15 protein-coding genes and 1 pseudogene are annotated in these 15,406 nt (G+C 69.7%); 7 read left to right on the forward strand and 9 right to left on the reverse strand.

Features of this window, described 5'->3' with window-relative positions; genetic code table 11:
- Window positions 1-93: 93 nt before the first annotated feature.
- The 3 genes from folB (at window position 94) to BIV24_RS18850 (ending at window position 1,625) form a co-directional block, all read left to right on the forward strand.
- Window positions 94-453 (forward strand): dihydroneopterin aldolase, encoded by a 360-nt coding sequence (folB, locus tag BIV24_RS18840; RefSeq protein WP_071367518.1) that lies wholly within the window; start codon window positions 94-96, stop codon window positions 451-453.
- Window positions 450-1,061 (forward strand): 2-amino-4-hydroxy-6-hydroxymethyldihydropteridine diphosphokinase, encoded by a 612-nt coding sequence (gene folK / locus BIV24_RS18845; RefSeq protein WP_071367519.1) that lies wholly within the window; start codon window positions 450-452, stop codon window positions 1,059-1,061. The genes folB and folK overlap by 4 nt, the downstream gene beginning before the upstream one ends.
- Before the next feature lie 78 nt (window positions 1,062-1,139).
- On the forward strand, window positions 1,140-1,625 hold the full coding sequence (locus BIV24_RS18850) for a DUF3180 domain-containing protein (RefSeq protein ID WP_071367520.1): 486 nt from the start codon (window positions 1,140-1,142) through the stop codon (window positions 1,623-1,625).
- A 106-nt stretch (window positions 1,626-1,731) separates the two neighbouring features.
- Here BIV24_RS18850 and folE read toward each other — a convergent pair whose 3' ends face one another.
- From folE to dacB, 6 genes are all read right to left on the reverse strand, one after another.
- Window positions 1,732-2,337 (reverse strand): GTP cyclohydrolase I FolE, encoded by a 606-nt coding sequence (gene folE, locus BIV24_RS18855; RefSeq protein ID WP_071367521.1) that lies wholly within the window; start codon window positions 2,335-2,337, stop codon window positions 1,732-1,734.
- Window positions 2,338-2,474: 137 nt separating this feature from the next.
- Window positions 2,475-4,502, reverse strand: coding sequence for an ATP-dependent zinc metalloprotease FtsH (ftsH, locus tag BIV24_RS18860; RefSeq protein WP_071367522.1), 2,028 nt, complete (start codon window positions 4,500-4,502; stop codon window positions 2,475-2,477).
- A 225-nt stretch (window positions 4,503-4,727) separates the two neighbouring features.
- On the reverse strand, window positions 4,728-5,288 hold the full coding sequence (hpt, locus tag BIV24_RS18865) for a hypoxanthine phosphoribosyltransferase (RefSeq protein ID WP_071367523.1): 561 nt from the start codon (window positions 5,286-5,288) through the stop codon (window positions 4,728-4,730).
- A 204-nt stretch (window positions 5,289-5,492) separates the two neighbouring features.
- Window positions 5,493-6,512: a tRNA lysidine(34) synthetase TilS gene (gene tilS / locus BIV24_RS18870; RefSeq protein WP_071367524.1), complete on the reverse strand. Its 1,020-nt coding sequence runs from the start codon at window positions 6,510-6,512 to the stop codon at window positions 5,493-5,495.
- 191 nt (window positions 6,513-6,703) lie between these two features.
- Complete coding sequence (locus tag BIV24_RS18875) at window positions 6,704-7,828, reverse strand: zinc-dependent metalloprotease (protein ID WP_071367525.1); 1,125 nt, start codon at window positions 7,826-7,828, stop codon at window positions 6,704-6,706.
- A 99-nt stretch (window positions 7,829-7,927) separates the two neighbouring features.
- On the reverse strand, window positions 7,928-9,553 hold the full coding sequence (gene dacB / locus BIV24_RS18880) for a D-alanyl-D-alanine carboxypeptidase/D-alanyl-D-alanine endopeptidase (protein WP_071367639.1): 1,626 nt from the start codon (window positions 9,551-9,553) through the stop codon (window positions 7,928-7,930).
- 79 nt (window positions 9,554-9,632) lie between these two features.
- On the opposite strand from dacB, the gene BIV24_RS18885 reads away from it, so the two are divergent.
- Window positions 9,633-10,124, forward strand: a complete 492-nt coding sequence (locus tag BIV24_RS18885; RefSeq protein ID WP_071367526.1) for an inorganic diphosphatase — start codon at window positions 9,633-9,635, stop codon at window positions 10,122-10,124.
- Window positions 10,125-10,229: 105 nt separating this feature from the next.
- A complete protein-coding gene (locus tag BIV24_RS18890; protein ID WP_071367527.1) occupies window positions 10,230-11,948 on the forward strand; it encodes a threonine/serine exporter family protein in 1,719 nt (572 codons plus the stop codon).
- Window positions 11,949-11,952: 4 nt separating this feature from the next.
- Here BIV24_RS18890 and BIV24_RS18895 read toward each other — a convergent pair whose 3' ends face one another.
- Complete coding sequence (locus tag BIV24_RS18895; RefSeq protein WP_071367528.1) at window positions 11,953-12,999, reverse strand: DedA family protein; 1,047 nt, start codon at window positions 12,997-12,999, stop codon at window positions 11,953-11,955.
- A 151-nt stretch (window positions 13,000-13,150) separates the two neighbouring features.
- Here BIV24_RS18895 and BIV24_RS18900 point away from each other — a divergent pair, with 151 nt between their 5' ends.
- A complete protein-coding gene (locus BIV24_RS18900; RefSeq protein ID WP_071367529.1) occupies window positions 13,151-13,516 on the forward strand; it encodes a YbjQ family protein in 366 nt (121 codons plus the stop codon).
- A 45-nt stretch (window positions 13,517-13,561) separates the two neighbouring features.
- Here BIV24_RS18900 and BIV24_RS18905 read toward each other — a convergent pair whose 3' ends face one another.
- Window positions 13,562-14,323: a MerR family transcriptional regulator gene (locus tag BIV24_RS18905; protein ID WP_071367530.1), complete on the reverse strand. Its 762-nt coding sequence runs from the start codon at window positions 14,321-14,323 to the stop codon at window positions 13,562-13,564.
- Between the two features lie 87 nt (window positions 14,324-14,410).
- Between BIV24_RS18905 and BIV24_RS18910 the strand changes: the two are divergent.
- Window positions 14,411-14,602 (forward strand): annotated as a pseudogene (locus tag BIV24_RS18910) (glutamate decarboxylase); the annotation flags it as partial.
- Between the two features lie 122 nt (window positions 14,603-14,724).
- Here BIV24_RS18910 and BIV24_RS18915 read toward each other — a convergent pair.
- Window positions 14,725-15,264 carry a DinB family protein gene (locus tag BIV24_RS18915; RefSeq protein WP_071367532.1) on the reverse strand — a complete coding sequence of 180 codons (540 nt, stop codon included), beginning with the start codon at window positions 15,262-15,264 and terminating at the stop codon, window positions 14,725-14,727.
- Between the last annotated feature and the right edge of the window lie 142 nt (window positions 15,265-15,406).

The raw sequence follows: 15,406 nt of genomic DNA on the forward strand, positions 1-15,406 counted from the left end.
TGTCAGTGCTCACAGGTAAATTCGTTCGAGCCTGGTGTTCCGACCGCACTCGGTGAGTACCCGCCGCTACCGACGATTGCAGGAGTGATTCGCGTGGATCGTGTCGCGCTGCGCGGCCTGAAGGCCCGAGGCCACCACGGAGTGTTCCCCGAGGAACGCGAGGAGGGCCAGACTTTCGTCGTGGACCTCGTCCTGGGCCTGGACACCCGGCCGGCCGCGGCCGACGACGACCTGACGAAGACCGTGCACTACGGAATCGTGGCCGAGGAGGTCGTGGCGCTCGTCGAAGGAGAGCCCGTCGACCTCATCGAGACGCTCGCCGAGCGCATCGCCCTCTCCTGCCTTGCACACGCCCCGGTCATGGAGGTCGAGGTGTGCGTCCACAAACCGGACGCGCCGATCACGGTCCCCTTCGACGACGTGACCGTCACCATCACCCGGAGCCGAGTATGACCGCTTTCTTCCCCAAGGGTCAGAGCGACCCGACCGTACAGCCGGTGCCCGCCTCCGTGGTGGAGCGCGTCGACGCCGCCGACTCGACACTGCAGAACCCCAAGCGCGCGGTGATCTCACTGGGGTCGAACCTGGGCAACCGCCTGGAGACGCTCCAGGGCGCGATCGACGCCCTGGAGGACACCCCGGGCGTCCGCGTCAAGGCCGTCTCTCCGGTGTACGAGACGGAGCCGTGGGGCGTAGCGCCGGGCAGCCAGCCGTCGTACTTCAACGCCGTGGTCGTCGTGAAGACGACCCTGCCCCCCTCGTCGCTCCTGGAGCGGGCGCACGCCGTGGAGGAGGCCTTCCACCGGGTGCGGGACGAACGGTGGGGCGCGCGCACGCTCGACATGGATATCGTCACCTACGCGGACGTCGTCTCCGACGACCCGGTACTGACGCTTCCCCACCCGCGCGCCCACGAGCGGGCCTTCGTTCTCGCTCCGTGGTACGACCTGGCCCCGGAGGCGCAGTTCCCCGGCCGCGGCCCGGTGGCCGACCTGCTCGCCCTCGTCACCCGCAACGGCGTCACCCTCCGCGCCGACCTGGAACTCCGGCTGCCCGAGTAGTCGTTAAGGTCTACCGGGCCAGGATCCTCCCGGATCCACGACGAGTACGGCCCGCGGCCGGGCTGACGAAGGGACATCGTGAAAGAGCTGCGCATCCGGATGCTGGCAGCGGTGTTCGTGGTGGCCGGAGTGCTGTCCTGGGCGGGCGCCCGCCTGTGGAACGCGGTGGGCACACTGCCCAGGGTCCCCCTGGCCGCGCCCATCGTCCTCGCGCTGATCGCCGTGGTCCTGCTGGCCACGGCGCTCTCCCTCCGCTCCCGGCTCAAGGCCCAGCGGGAGCGCCGCGCCGACGCGAAGGGGGTCGACCCGCTGATGGCGGCCCGCGCCGTCGTCTTCGGCCAGGCCAGTGCCCTGGTCGCGGCCCTGGTCGCCGGTATGTACGGCGGCGCGGGTGTCTTCCTCCTGGAGTTCCTGGACCAGCCCGCCCGCCGCGACCAGGCCATCTACGCGGGCATCTCGGTTGTGGCAGGCATCGCGGTGATAGCGGCGGCCCTGTTCCTGGAACGAGTCTGCAAACTCCCGGAGGACGACGAACACAACGGCGGCACGGCGCCGGTGGCCTGACGGTTACCCGGAACCGCGGACGAGGAGCCGTGCCTCACCGCGATCCCCCGTGCCCGGCGCCGAACCCTCCGGCCGACGGCCGTTCCGCGCGCCACCGGCCATCAGGTCAGCGCGCCAATATCAGGCTCATCGCCTCGGCTCGGGTCGTGGCGTCCCGAAGCTGACCCCGCACAGCCGACGTCGTCGTCTTGGCGCCAGGCTTCCGGATGCCGCGCACAGACATGCACATGTGCTCCGCCTCGATGACCACGATGGCGCCGCGCGCCTCAAGAATGCGCATCAACGAGTCGGCGATCTGCGTGGTGAGTCGTTCCTGCACCTGGGGGCGACGAGCGAACACGTCGACGAGCCTCGCCAGCTTCGACAGACCGGTGATCTTCCCACTCTCGGCCGGGATGTATCCGACGTGGGCCACACCGTGGAACGGCAGGAGGTGGTGCTCACACAGACTCACGATTTCGATGTCCTTGACCAGAACCATCTCGTCGTGCCCGAGATCGAACGTCGTCGTCAGGACGTCCTCGGGCTGCTGCCTGAGCCCCGCCAGGAGTTCCTGGTACGCCCGCGCCACCCGCCCAGGTGTCTCGCGCAACCCCTCTCGGTCCGGGTCCTCCCCGACCGCGATGAGCAGTTCTCGTACGGCGTTCTCCGCGCGCTTCTCGTCGAACTCGCCGATCGTGAGCTCGCCGTCCAGTGTCACCGGGTCGGTCATCTGGTGCCTCGTTCCTGCGCCTTACGAATCACACGTCTCATGTGCGGCCCTACAGAAATGCCGCGCCCCCCAGGCTAGAACCCTGGGGGGCGCGGCAGAAATTCCGGGCCCTGTCAGGCCGTCGGGAAAGCTGTGAGTCAGCTCTCCCGGCGGTCCTCCGGAGCCGTGTCCGAGACGGGGACGGCCTCCGTCGCATTGGCAATGGCCGGGGTCGCGCCGTTCGCCCCGTTCGTCAGTGCCAGCTCCTTGGGGGACAGCACCGGCGGGCGGGTGGACGGCGTACGGCGGGAGGAGCCGGTCCAGGCGGGCCGCGGCGGGCGCTTGACGATGGGGGAGAAGATCTCGGCGATCTCCTCCTTGCCCAGCGTCTCCTTCTCCAGCAGCGCGAGCACCAGGTTGTCGAGGACGTCGCGGTTCTCGACCAGGATCTCCCAGGCCTCGTTGTGCGCGTTCTCGATGAGCTTCTTGACCTCTTCGTCGACGAGCGCGGCGACCTCTTCCGAGTAGTCGCGCTGGTGAGCCATCTCACGTCCGAGGAACGGCTCGGTGTTGTCGCCGCCGAACTTGATCGCGCCGAGGCGCTCGGTCATGCCGTACTGCGTGACCATCGCGCGGGCCGTGGTCGTGGCCTTCTCGATGTCGTTCGCAGCGCCCGTCGTCGGGTCGTGGAAGACCAGTTCCTCGGCCGCGCGGCCGCCCAGCATGTACGCCAGCTGGTCCAGCATCTCGTTGCGCGTCGTGGAGTACTTGTCCTCGTCCGGGAGCACCATCGTGTACCCGAGGGCGCGGCCGCGGGACAGGATCGTGATCTTGTGGACCGGGTCGGAGTTCGGCGAGGCCGCCGCGACCAGGGCGTGACCGCCCTCGTGGTACGCGGTGATCTTCTTCTCCTTGTCCGACATGATCCGGGTCCGCTTCTGCGGGCCCGCGACCACGCGGTCGATCGCCTCGTCCAGCATCAGATTGTCGATCAGCTTGCGGTCGCTGCGCGCGGTGAGCAGCGCCGCCTCGTTGAGGACGTTCGAGAGATCGGCACCCGTGAAGCCGGGCGTGCGGCGGGCGACCGCCGACAGGTCGACGTCCGGGGCGACCGGCTTGCCCTTCTGGTGGACCTTGAGGATCTCCAGACGGCCCTGCATGTCCGGGCGGTCGACCGCGATCTGGCGGTCGAAGCGGCCGGGACGCAGGAGGGCCGGGTCGAGGATGTCGGGGCGGTTCGTGGCGGCGATGAGGATCACGCCGCCCTTGACGTCGAAGCCGTCCATCTCGACGAGCAGCTGGTTCAGGGTCTGCTCGCGCTCGTCGTGACCACCGCCGAGGCCGGCGCCGCGGTGACGGCCGACCGCGTCGATCTCATCGACGAAGACGATCGCCGGGGCATTGGCCTTGGCCTGCTCGAACAGGTCACGGACCCGGGAGGCACCGACACCGACGAACATCTCGACGAAGTCGGAACCCGAGATCGAGTAGAAGGGGACGCCCGCCTCGCCGGCCACCGCCCGCGCGAGCAGCGTCTTACCCGTACCGGGAGGCCCGTACAGGAGAACACCCTTGGGGATCTTGGCACCGACGGCCTGGAACTTGGCCGGCTCCTGGAGGAACTCCTTGATCTCCTGGAGTTCCTCGACCGCCTCGTCCGAGCCGGCGACGTCCGAGAACGTCGTCTTCGGGGTGTCCTTGGTGATGAGCTTCGCCTTGGACTTCCCGAAGTTCATGACCCGGGAGCCGCCACCCTGCATCTGGTTCATCAGGAACAGGAAGACGACCACGATGAGGACGAAGGGCAGCAGGGAGAGCAGGATCCCGACGAAGGGGTTCTGCTTGGACGGCGAGACCGTGTAGCCCTTCGGGATCTGCTTGTGCTGGTACTTGTCCTGCAGGGTGTTGGCCAGGGTCACGCCCTGGGTGCCGATGTAGCTCGCCTGGATCTTGGAGCTACCCTCGACCTTCTGGCCGTTCTTGAGCTGGACCTTGATGATCTGCTCGTCGCCGGTGGTCAGCTTGGCCTGCTCGACCCGGTTGTCATTGATCGCCGCCACGACCTGGCCGGTGTCCACCGTCTTGTAGCCGCCGGAAGAGCCGACGACTTGCATCAACACGACCACGGCAAGGACGGCCAGCACGATCCACATGACCGGCCCACGGAAGTATCGCTTCACGTCCATCCATACGGAGCGGTGCCGCCCCGTCCCTCCTGCCATAGTGAGATTGATAAAGACAGTTCTTCTGACGGTACCCCAGGATTGTCACCCGTAGCCGCTGGGGACTGCCGGCAATACCGCCCTCGCACCCTCCAACGGCGCGAAGCCCGCTGAGGTTCCCGAACGTCTTGCGAGGGCCGGGTCTCCCGAGTTCGGCCGCCGGTCCCGGCAGCCGAACCCGGGAGGGGGTCAGCCGCCGTAGACGTGGGGCGCGAGCGTACCGACGAACGGAAGGTTGCGGTACTTCTCGGCGTAGTCGAGGCCGTAGCCCACGACGAACTCGTTCGGGATGTCGAACCCGACCCACTCGACGTCGATGGCGACCTTCGCGGCCTCGGGCTTGCGCAGCAGCGTGCACACCTTGAGGGAGGCGGGCTCGCGGGAACCGAGGTTGGAGAGCAGCCAGGACAGCGTCAGGCCGGAGTCGATGATGTCCTCGACGATGAGGACATGCTTGCCCTTGATGTCGGTGTCGAGGTCCTTGAGGATCCGTACGACACCGGAGGACTGGGTGCCCGCGCCGTAGGAGGACACGGCCATCCAGTCCATGGTGACGGGGGTGGACAGCGCCCGGGCGAGGTCGGCCATGACCATCACCGCGCCCTTGAGGACGCCGACGATCAGCAGGTCCTTGCCCGCGTACTCCGCGTCGATCTTCGCGGCCAGCTCGGCCAGCTTCGCGTCGATCTCTTCCTTGGTGATGAGTACCGACTCGAGGTCGGCACCCATGTCTTTCGCGTCCACCCGCATCACTTTCGGTCGTCCCGCACTTGTCGCTCGCTCGCCTCCGGGATACCGGTGCCGCTCGCCCGGACGTCCGCGCGGCGGCAGCCGGATGTCTGCCCCACCCCGCTCGCCGTCCCTTCGGACGGCGGGCAAGGCCCTTCGGCTTGCTGTGGCTGACCGGCCCCTCCCGGAGGGGAGAGCCGGACGCCTCCCGCGGGAGGCGTGTTCTCAACCTTGCCGAATCACCAGTCTGCCACCCCGACGCTGGGCGACGACTTTGCCCGGGAGATTGATGGCTCCCTGGCCGCGCCAGCCGGTGATCAGACGGTCGACTTCCTCGATGTGGCGCGCGAAGAGGGAGCCGGCCGGAGCGCCGGCCTCGATGGCGGCGCGGCGCAGGATCCGACGACGCACGGCGGGCGGCAGCGCGTAGAGCTTGGCGCATTCCAGGAGACCCGAGGCGTCGCGCACGGAGGGCTCGGCCTGGCCGGCCCAGACGTCGAGGGCGTCGGCGTCGTCGCGGGAGAGCTGCGCGGTACGGGCGAGGGCTTCGACGACGCCCCTGCCGAGCGCTTTCTCGAGGGCGGGCAGGCCCTCGTGACGGAGCCTGGAGCGCGTGTAGGACGGGTCGGTGTTGTGGGGGTCGTCCCAGACGGGCAGGGACTGGGCCATGCATGCCTTACGGGCGGTCTGCCGGTCGATGTGGAGGAAGGGACGGCGGTAGCGGCCGCTGGCCCCCGAGACCGCGGCCATTCCGGACAGGGAGCGGGTACCGGAGCCGCGGGCGAGGCCGAGCAGGACGGTCTCGGCCTGATCGTCGCGGGTGTGTCCGAGAAGGATCGCGGCGGCTCCGTGGCGTTCGGCGGCAGCGTCCAGGGCGGCGTAGCGCGCGGAGCGGGCGGCAGCTTCCGGGCCGCCCTCGCGCCCGACGGTCACGGCGACGGACTCGGCCGGGTCCAGGGCGAGGGAGCGAAGGCGGAGCACCACGTCTTCGGCGCGCAGGTCGGAGCCGGGCTGCAGTCTGTGGTCAACCGTGATGCCACCGGCGCGGATGCCGAGTTTGGGAGCTTCGAAGGCGAGGGCGGAGGCGAGCGCCATGGAGTCGGCGCCACCGGAGCACGCCACGAGCACGAGCGGCGCGGAGGGGGGTTCTTGGGGCGCTCGGTCGGCTGTCTGTTCGATGAGGATGTCGTGGAGGACGCGGCGGACCGCCAGGCGTATCGCCGCGACCGCAGGATGGGGACCCATGTCCGGTTCCCTTCATGAAGTTTTTCGGGGGGTGAGCCCGATACGGTCACTCAGAGTGTGTCGATGGTGACAGAAGCGGGCCGTTTCCCGAGCATTGCACGCTTATCCCTCGCTCACGGTCCCTCGGACGAGTGATTGGCGGGGCGTTCGTCTGCCGACGGCCGGATTCGTTTCACGGCGCTCACGCGGGCTCACGACTCGGCCTTGCGATGCACCCGTGCGACCCAGTCCGCCGGTTTGGCGATCTCCGCCTTGGTCGGGAGGGTGTTCGGGGAGGTCCACACGTGGTTGAAGCCGTCCATGCCGACCTCCTCGACGACCGCCCGTACGAACCGCTCGCCGTCGCGGTACTGCCTGAGCTTGGCATCCAGGCCCAGCAGTTTGCGCAGGGCGAGGTCGAGGCGGGAGGCGCCCTTGGCCCGGCGCTGCTGGAACTTCTCGCGGATCTCCGAGACGGACGGGACGACGTCCGGGCCGACACCGTCCATCACGAAATCGGCGTGCCCTTCCAGAAGGGACATCACGGCGGTCAGCCGGCCGAGGATCTCTCGCTGGGCGGGTGTCTGCACGAGTTCCACCAGGGAGTGGCCGTCGTCGCCCTCCTCGCCCTCCGGGCGGCCGCCGACGAGCGACTGCACGGCTTCCCTGATGCGCTCCAGGACGGCCATGGGGTCGACGTCGGTCTCTCCCAGGAAGGACTGGATTTCGCCCTCCAGGTGGTCGCGCAGCCAGGGCACCGCGGTGAACTGCGTGCGGTGCGTCTCCTCGTGCAGGCAGACCCAGAGGCGGAAGTCGTGGGGGTGAACGTCGAGTTCGCGCTCCACGTGCACGATGTTCGGGGCCACCAGCAGGAGGCGGCCGCCCCCGTTCGCGCCGGCCGGGAGGTCGCGGGTGGCCGGGGCGAAGGTCTCGTACTGGCCGAGGACCCGGGAGGCCAGGAACGACAGGAGCATGCCCAGTTCGACGCCGGTGACCTTGCCGCCCACGGCGCCGAGGACAGTTGCGCCGGGAGTGTTCCCGCGTCGTTGCTGCATCTTGTCGAGGAGGGGTTTGAGGATCTCCCGGAACCCTGCGACGTTCGCCCGCACCCAGCCTGGGCGGTCGACGACGAGGACCGGAGTGTCGTGGGCGCCGTGTTCGCCCATACGGGTAAAGCCCCGGACATGCTCCTGCGAGACCTTCGCGTGCCGGCGCAGCTCCGCGACGACGGACCGGGCCTCGTCGCGGCTCACCTCGGGGCCCGGCCGCAGAAGCCGGGTCGCGGTCGCCACCGCGAGTTTCCAGTCGACCATCTCGGCACCACCGATGCTCGTCATGCGTCAACGGTACGTGTTCATGCGCGGCTGCGGTGAGGGGTGCGACACCGACACCGCAGCGGGCGGCTTCCGGGTACCGGGCCCGCGGTGCCGGGGCTGTTACCGGCAGCCGCAGCGCGCCAGCGCCGCCGCCATGCCGTCCAGGGCGGCCCTGGCGGTCGGCTGGTCCATCGAGCCGTCCGTCAGGAAGGCGAAGGCCAGCAGGCGGCCCTCGGTGTCGACCACGGTCCCCGCGAGGGTGTTGACGCCCGTCAGGGAACCCGTCTTGGCCCGTACGACGCCGATGCCGGAGCGCTGCGCGGTGTCCTCATAGCGATCGCTGAGGGTGCCGGTGAAACCGGCAATCGGCAGGCCCGTCAGGACGGTGCGGAGCTCGGGGTGGGAGGGGGAGCCCGCGGTGGCGAGCAGGGCCGTCAGCAGGTCGGCCGTGAGCCTGTCGTCACGGTTCAGGCCGCTGCCGTCGTGGAACCGCGCGCCGGTGAGCGGAAGTCCGAGCTTTCGGAGCTGGGCGGCGATAGCGGCCGCTCCCCCGTCGAAGCTCGGCCGGCCGCCGGAGACGACCGCGGTCTGGCGGGCGAGGACCTCGGCCATGTCGTTGTCGCTGGTGGTAAGCATCCGTTCGACCACGGCGGACAGGGGCGGCGACTGGACGGAGGCCACGGTCTGCGCGTGGGGCGTGGCCTTTGCCGAGCCGGGGGCCGAGGTCTTGATCCCGTGGCCCTGGAGCAGGTCGGCGAACCTGCGGGCCGCGTCCGCCGCCGGGTCCGCGACGCGCCCGGCCGGACCGCTCGTGGAGTCGTCCGTGCGGCCCTCGTCGGCCATCAGCGGGGTGACCAGGGCGAGGTTGGGGTTGACCCCGATGGGGTGCAGCGCCTCGCCCGTGAACAGCGAGGTGTCGTAGGAGAGCGTCACGGAGCCCAGATGGCGCTTCTTCAGGGCCGTGGCGGTCTCGTCGGCGAGGGTGCGCAGGCTCGCCCACCCTCCCCCGGCCTTCCTGCGGGCGGTCAGGGTCGGATCGCCGCCACCGACGAGCACGAGCCTGTCGGTACCCGGCTCCAGCACCGTGCGCGTGGTGAAGCGGTGATCGGGACCGGCCGCGGAGAGCACGGCGACAGCTGTGGCGATCTTCGTGGTGGAGGCGGGGGTCAGCGCGTCGTCCGCCCCCTTGCCGTACAGACGTCTGCGGGTGGCCACGTCGACGACCACGGCGGTGTGCCGGGGGCCGAGGGAGGCGTCGCGCAGGAGCGGGTCGAGAACGCCGGCCAGGGCCCGCCCGGCCGGGGCGGACGCGGTGCCCGTATCGGCTCCGAGTGCGTCGGCCAGCACGGACGCGGCGCTCGGCGCGGGCGCGGGTGCCTCGGCCGTCGTACGGGATTCGCCTCCGTGATCTGCGCCACCCTCACGGCCCCATGCTGCGGCCCGGTCGCGCTCGGCCGTACGCTGGCCCGCGGAGTCCCAAGGACCGGCGGCGGTCGCGGCAGCGGCCGCGAGTGCCAGGCCCACGGTGGCGGCGACGGCCGTCAGCTGCGGGGTCGTGAGCCCCCTCGAACGCGGGCGCCCGGCGCGTGCGACCCGCACGACGTGCGGTTTCACCACTGCGGTGAGCCGTGCCATGCGGGGCCTCACCGCCTGCGCCGCCCGTGCCAGGCGCGGGACCACGGCCTGCCTGACGCGCGCGAGAAGCGGCCTCGCGGCCCGCCAAGCCCTCAGCTCCGGCACGACCACCAGCCCCTTTCGCACTCACACACCTGCGTGAGGGACACTTAATCACCAGAACTATGTGTTGATCATGGAGGAGCCACCGGTGGAATTCGACGTCACGATCGAGATCCCGAAGGGTTCGCGGAACAAGTACGAGGTGGACCACGAGACCGGTCGTATCCGCCTTGACCGTCGACTTTTCACCTCGACCAGCTACCCGGCCGACTACGGCTTCGTCGAGAACACCCTCGGCGAGGACGGTGACCCGCTGGACGCGCTCGTCATCCTGGAGGAGCCGACCTTCCCCGGCTGCCTCATCAAGTGCCGTGCCATCGGTATGTTCCGGATGACGGACGAGGCCGGTGGCGACGACAAGCTGCTGTGCGTGCCGGCGTCGGACCCGCGCGTGGAGCACCTGCGCGACATCCACCACGTCTCCGAGTTCGACCGCCTGGAGATCCAGCACTTCTTCGAGGTCTACAAGGACCTGGAGCCCGGCAAGTCCGTCGAGGGCGCCGACTGGGTGGGCCGCTCGGACGCGGAGGCTGAGATCGAGCGTTCGTACAAGCGTTTCGAGGAGCACGGCGGTCACTGACCCGCCCCGTCCTCCCGCGGGCCGCGTGACCTCCTCCGGGGTAACGCGGCCCGTTTTCGTACCAGTGCGCATACTGGGGCGTGCAGGAGGTGCGTACGGGAGAACATGCACAGGAGAAGCGAGGCAGAACTGGTGGCGGAGCCGGACACGGAAGACCGCAAGCCGCGGTCGGACGAGGCGAGGAGCGCGTACCCGGCCCGGGGTGAGAGCGAATCCACCACGACCTCCGAGTTCGCCATCCCCGCGGGGCTCGACGTGGCACCGGCGACGGGTGCCGAGCCCGAGACGACATCGGAGTTCGCCGTCCCCAAGGGGCTGGCCCCGCAGTCGCCCGCCGCGGAGCCGGAGGGGTCGGCGTTCAGCCTGCCGAGCACCTACAGCGCGGAGAACGCCCCGCAGGCCTTCACGCCGCCCTCCGGGTCTCCCGCGTTCCAGCTCGGCCTGGAGGCGCCCTGGCAGGACCGGATGCGCACCATGCTGCGCATGCCGGTGGCCGAGCGGCCCGCCCTGGAGCTCGCGCAGAAGACCGACGAGTCGGGTCCCGCCGTACCGCGCGTGCTCGACCTGACCCTCCGTATCGGCGAACTGCTGTTGGCGGGCGGCGAGGGTGCCGAGGACGTGGAAGCCGCGATGTTCGCGGTCTGCCGCTCCTACGGCCTCGACCGCTGCGAACCGACCGCCACCTTCACGCTGCTGTCGATCTCGTACCAGCCGTCCCTGGTCGACGACCCCGTGACGGCCTCGCGGACGGTACGCCGCCGCGGCACGGACTACACGCGCCTGTCGGCCGTGTTCCGGCTGGTCGACGACCTGAGCGACCCGGAGACCCATGTCTCCCTGGAGGAGGCCTACCGGCGGCTCGCCGCGATACGCCGAAACCGGCACCCCTACTCCGGCTGGGTCCTGACCGCGGCGAGCGGGCTGCTCGCCGGCGCGGCCTCCGTGCTCGTCGGCGGTGACGTCATCGTCTTCTTCGCCGCCGCGCTCGGCGCGATGCTCGGCGACCGGCTGGCGTGGCTGTGCGCCGGGCGCGGACTTCCGGAGTTCTACCAGTTCATGGCGGCCGCGATGCCGCCGGCCGCGATCGGCGTCGCGCTCACGGTCGCTCACGTGGACGTGAGGGCGTCCGCGGTGATCACCGGTGGGCTCTTCGCGCTGCTGCCCGGACGAGCACTGGTGGCGGGCGTGCAGGACGGGCTGACCGGCTTCTACATCACCGCGGCGGCACGCCTGCTGGAGGTCATGTACTTCTTCGTCGGCATCGTCATCGGCGTCCTGGTGGTCCTGTACTTCGGCGTGAAGCTGGGCGCCCAGCTCAACCCCGACACGGCCCTGAACCCCACCCAGCGGCCCCTCGTGCAGATCGCCGCGTCGATGCTCCTGTCAGCGACCTTCGCGGTGCTGCTCCAGCAGGAACGCTCCACCGTGCTGTGGGTGACCCTGAACGGAGGCGTCGCCTGGAGCGTGTTCGGCGCCATGCACTACCCCGGCGCCATCTCGCCGGTCGCCTCCACGGCGGTCGCGGCGGGCCTGGTGGGCCTGTTCGGGCAGCTGCTGTCGCGTTACCGCTTCGCGTCCGCGCTGCCGTACACGACGGCCGCGATCGGGCCGCTGCTGCCCGGTTCGGCGACGTACTTCGGCCTGCTGTCGATGGCGCAGAACAACATCGACAAGGGGCTGGTGTCCCTGGCCAAGGCCGCGTCGCTCGCGATGGCCATCGCGATCGGCGTGAACCTGGGCTCGGAGATCTCGCGGCTGTTCCTGAAGGTGCCGGGCGGCTCCGCCGAGGGGCGGCGGGCCGCCAAGCGGACCAGGGGGTTCTGAGCGCCTACGGGGCGCGGTAGCCCTGGTCGGAGCCGTAGGGGTACTGCGGCTGGCCGTAGCCCTGGTAGTCCTCGTCCGAGCCGTACGGCTGCTGGGACTGCTCGGGCTGGTGAGGCTGCTGGTAGCCCTGGGGGTACTGCTGGTGGCCGTAGGCCTGGTGGGGGTCGTAGGGCTGCTGCGCCTGCGGGTGGACTCCCTGGCCCTGGTCGCCGTAGGCCTGGTTCTGGTCCCCGTAGGCCTGGTTCTGGCCGCCGTACGCCTGCCCCTGGCCGCCGTACCCGTGGTTCTGCTGCGGGTGGGCCCGCCCCACCGGGCGCAGCTGGGTCGTCGCGTCGTCCATGACCTGCGGCTGCTGCCACGGGGACGGCTGCTGCCAGGCCTCCGGCGTCGGTGCGGCCACCGGGTGCTCCGCGGCCTGAGGGGGGTTCTTCTCGGCCTTCGAGCGCGCCCGCAGGAACTCGATGGCGATCGGGACCACCGAGATGAGGACGATCAGGATGAGGATCGCCTCGATGTTGTTCTTGACGAAGTCGATGTTGCCCAGCCAGGAGCCGAGCAGCGTGACTCCGGCGCCCCACAAGGTGCCGCCGACGACGTTGAAGACCAGGAACGAGCGGTACCGCATGCCGCTGACGCCCGCGATGATCGGCGTGAACGTCCGCACGACGGGAACGAAGCGGGCCAGGATCAGGGACTTGGGGCCGTACTTCTCGAAGAACTCGTGCGCCTTGGTGACGTTCTCCTGCTTGAACAGGCGGGAGTCGGGGCGGTTGAAGAGCGAGGGACCGACCTTCTTGCCGAACATGAAACCGGCCTGGTCGCCGAGGATCGCGGCGACGCAGATCAACGCGACGGCCCCCCACAGCGGGAACTTCAACTGGTTCGACGTGATCAGCAGTCCACAGGTGAACAGCAGGGAGTCGCCCGGCAGGAAGAAGCCGATGAGCAGACCGGACTCGGCGAACACGATGAGGAGCAGGCCCCAGATACCGAAGTTGTCGAGGAGATAGTTCGGATCCAGCCAGCTCGGGCCGAGGGCAAGCGTCGTCACGGTTCCGGGCTCCTGAGGGGGTATGGACGGACGGCGGCGGTTCGCCCTCCGTGGTTCTGCCGCACAAAGCTATCAACGGATGGTGTACACGCCCGGGTTCCATGGGCCCCCACGGGGTACCCCGGGGTCCTGGCTGTGTCAGTCTGTGCCCATGAGCATCGAGGAATACGGCGGCGGCCAGGGACCCCAGTCGGACGTGCTGGTCGTGACGACGAACGACATGCCCGGCTACCGCGTGGAAAAGGTCATCGGCGAGGTCTTCGGGCTGACGGTGCGCTCGCGGCACCTGGGCAGCCAGATCGGCGCGGGGCTGAAGTCGATGATCGGCGGTGAACTCAAGGGGCTCACCAAGACACTGGTGCAGACCCGCAACCAGGCCATGGAGCGGCTCATCGAGCAGGCACGCGCGCGTGGCGCCAACGCGGTGCTGGCGTTCCGCTTCGATGTCACCGAGGCGGCGGACGTGGGCACGGAGGTCTGCGCGTACGGGACGGCCGTGGTCGTCGTCCAGCAGTAGCCCGACCGGTAAGGGGCGCCGGCTCGTGACCGGCGCCCCTTACCGTCATCCCTCGTGGCGGGCGGCGTTGGTGAGGATCGCTTCCTTGAGGTGCTCGGCGAAGCCCGGCCGCAGCGCGTCGTAGTGAGCCTTGAAGCGCTCGTCCGCGACGTACATCTCCGCCATGCACCGGTGCATGGCGTACGGGCACTCGAAGAACCACTTGCCCATGTGCCGCCGGTGCTCCTCGGCCAGGTCCATGGCCAGGCCCCCGGTCGGCGACTCACCGGCGGCAACCGCTGCGGCGTAGCGGTCGTTCCAGGCGTCGGTCTCGGCCTGCATCCGCTGCCAGTCCTCCTTGGTGTAGCGGGCGGCGCGGCGCTGCGACTCGGCGTAGGCCTCCGTGCCGCCCCAACGCCGCTCGGTCTCCTCGGCGTACTTCTCGGGGTCGTCGTCCCCGAATACCTCGAACCTCTCCTCGGGCGTGAGATTGATGCCCATCCTGCGTGCCTCCATGGCCTGCTCCACGGCCGCGGCCATCTTCTGCAACTTCTCGATCCGGGCAGTCAGCAGCTCGTGCTGGCGGCGCAGGTGCGCACGGGGGTCCGTGCCCGGGTCGTCGAGCAGTGCCGCGACCTCTTCGAGCGGGAAGCCGAGCTCCCGGTAGAACAGGATCTGCTGCAGCCGGTCGAGGTCGGCGTCGTTGTAACGCCGGTGGCCCGCGTGGCTGCGCCCGCCCGGAACGAGCAGGCCGATCTCGTCGTAGTGGTGCAGCGTGCGCACGGTCACGCCGGCGAAACCGGCCACCTGGCCCACCGAGTAACTCACTTCCGCTCCCTTCCGAGTACGCACTCCAGGCTGAGGCCTCACGCCACGTGAGGTGCAAGCGGAAATCCCGTGGAACGCCAAGACCCGCTGGTACCCGCCTACACCTTCCCGGCCAACCGCCAGGATCTGTCCGTGCTGCGGATCGTGTGCCGCAACGGCTTCTCGACGGACCTCGCCGATCTGCTCGTCGAGAACCTGACCCTCCTACTGCCCGAACTGCGGCGGCAGCCGCACACGTTGACACGGGACAAGGCGGCGGCCACGAGCTTCCACCACTGACGCCACCGCGCCGTGCCGCCGGCACAGCCCCGGGGCACGGCCGCCCGAACCTCCGCTCGCACGGATGGTCAGGACCCGGCTGTCGGACAGTCCGGGTCCAGGCGGTCGGCTCCTCCGCGGACTCAGTCCGCCCGCTCCATGGCCACCAGCTCGAACGCCGTCTTCCCGTCCAGCGACTCGCGAATGATGTCGGCGTGGCCGGCGTGCCGGGCGGTCTCCCGGATCAGATGCAGACACACCCAGCGCACAGAGACGCGCTCGGCGGGCGGGAACCAGGGGTCGTTCGGCAGCGGGAAGGTGTCGTCGAGGCTCGGCACCGACCGGACGTACGCCTCCGTCTCCGCAGCGACCTTCTCCCAGTACGCCAGTTGCGAGGCGACGGACTCGTCGCCGCCGAGCTGGAAGCACTCATGCCAGTTCGACTCGTCGCGCTTGACCGCCGGCGGCTCCTGCTTCGCCCGGGCGATCCAGCCCTGCTCGGTCTCGGCAACGTGCTTGACCAGCCCACCGAGGGACAACTCGCTCGCGCTCGGGCGGGTCCGGGCCTGCTCCTCGGTCAGCCCGAGCAACGCCCTCCGGATTCCGCCGCGTTGCTCCTCCAGAAACGCCAGCAGTGCGCCACGCTCGTCGCCCTGTGTCTCGGCTCGCACGTGAGTGACCATGACCGGCCGCCTTTCGTCGGGTTCATCGGTTCTCGCACCTGACACCGACGACACTAGAGGGCATTGAGGTCAGATTCTGTCCGCAATAGCTGCCTCCTGCTCCGCGTCTACGACTGCCCGCCGAAAAGGCAGCGGCCATCCA

The sequence above is a fragment of the Streptomyces colonosanans genome, assembly GCF_001866645.1.
In the GTDB taxonomy this organism is placed as follows: domain Bacteria; phylum Actinomycetota; class Actinomycetes; order Streptomycetales; family Streptomycetaceae; genus Streptomyces; species Streptomyces colonosanans.

What these genes read in the sequence shown, in the direction of transcription:
- BIV24_RS18915 (WP_071367532.1), bottom strand. Translation starts at nt 15,264, where the DNA reads ATGGTCACTCACGTGCGAGCCGAGACACAGGGCGACGAGCGTGGCGCA.
- folE (WP_071367521.1), bottom strand. Translation starts at nt 2,337, where the DNA reads ATGACCGACCCGGTGACACTGGACGGCGAGCTCACGATCGGCGAGTTC.
- hpt (WP_071367523.1), bottom strand. Translation starts at nt 5,288, where the DNA reads ATGCGGGTGGACGCGAAAGACATGGGTGCCGACCTCGAGTCGGTACTC.
- tilS (WP_071367524.1), bottom strand. Translation starts at nt 6,512, where the DNA reads ATGGGTCCCCATCCTGCGGTCGCGGCGATACGCCTGGCGGTCCGCCGC.
- BIV24_RS18900 (WP_071367529.1), top strand. Translation starts at nt 13,151, where the DNA reads ATGAGCATCGAGGAATACGGCGGCGGCCAGGGACCCCAGTCGGACGTG.
- folK (WP_071367519.1), top strand. Translation starts at nt 450, where the DNA reads ATGACCGCTTTCTTCCCCAAGGGTCAGAGCGACCCGACCGTACAGCCG.
- BIV24_RS18890 (WP_071367527.1), top strand. Translation starts at nt 10,230, where the DNA reads ATGCACAGGAGAAGCGAGGCAGAACTGGTGGCGGAGCCGGACACGGAA.
- ftsH (WP_071367522.1), bottom strand. Translation starts at nt 4,502, where the DNA reads ATGGACGTGAAGCGATACTTCCGTGGGCCGGTCATGTGGATCGTGCTG.
- BIV24_RS18875 (WP_071367525.1), bottom strand. Translation starts at nt 7,828, where the DNA reads ATGACGAGCATCGGTGGTGCCGAGATGGTCGACTGGAAACTCGCGGTG.